1 protein-coding gene is annotated in these 765 nt (G+C 61.6%); it reads right to left on the bottom strand.

The annotated features are described in order from the left end of the window. Positions 1–695 (bottom strand): IS21 family transposase (gene istA, locus HV711_RS33260; RefSeq protein ID WP_175145703.1); only part of this gene is annotated, 695 nt, incomplete at its 3' end. Positions 696–765: the final 70 nt, after the last annotated feature.

Below are 765 nucleotides of genomic sequence, written 5' to 3'. Positions count from 1 at the left end.
TGCATGCCGTAGTGCTCAAGCAGCGCCGCATAGCGTGCCGTGAAGTCGTCTTCGTCGGCGAGGTTTCTGAACGCCGCTGACAGGCTATCGGTGCGATGTTCGCGCGGACATCCGCCCGCTTGCCACAGGGCGTTCTGCAATCCCATGGACAGGGCCTCGAAGCTCTCGCCGCCTTCAACGACGTTGACGTATTCCCAGCGTGAGAACGCGAGCACGAAGTGATACAGGCGGTGATCGAACTGAATGCCAGCGATCGTCACGCGCACTTCGGCCATGTCGGTAAAGTCGGACAGACCGCGTGCGCCGGGCTCATGCTGCTGGGGGAAGAAGACTTCCTTCGGCGGACCGGACATCGCCCTCCATTGCCTCACGCGCCGCTCAAGTGTGCGACGTGTGCTGTCGGGATACTGTCCGGCGTGATCGTCCTGCAGTTTGCGCAGGATCGTGATCGCCTGAAGTTGCGGCGCATTTGCAAGCATCGGAACGACTTCGGTGTCCCAGACGTCAGCGAATGGGTCGGGGCGTGAGCGCCAGTAGCCGCGCGGCTTCTGGGAAGGCATCGTGGCGTCTCCTTCTATGCGCCGGGCGCTGCGTACGCTGATGCCAGCCTTCGCTGCGGCGATCTCCTGCGAGTGATGTTTGCGTTTAGACATGTAGAGGCGAACCTGTTGGTCGGTAATGCGGGTTCCAGACATGTAGCTGATCGCTTTTTTATTCGATCAGCCATCGTAGAGCCCGGCCGACTCGGCGCCGCCGGTGATGCGT

Source organism: Paraburkholderia phenoliruptrix (assembly GCF_902859825.1).
Lineage (GTDB): Bacteria > Pseudomonadota > Gammaproteobacteria > Burkholderiales > Burkholderiaceae > Paraburkholderia > Paraburkholderia phenoliruptrix.
The sequence above is the reverse complement of the archived record's forward strand: the minus strand, read 5'-3'. Positions and strand labels throughout refer to the sequence as shown.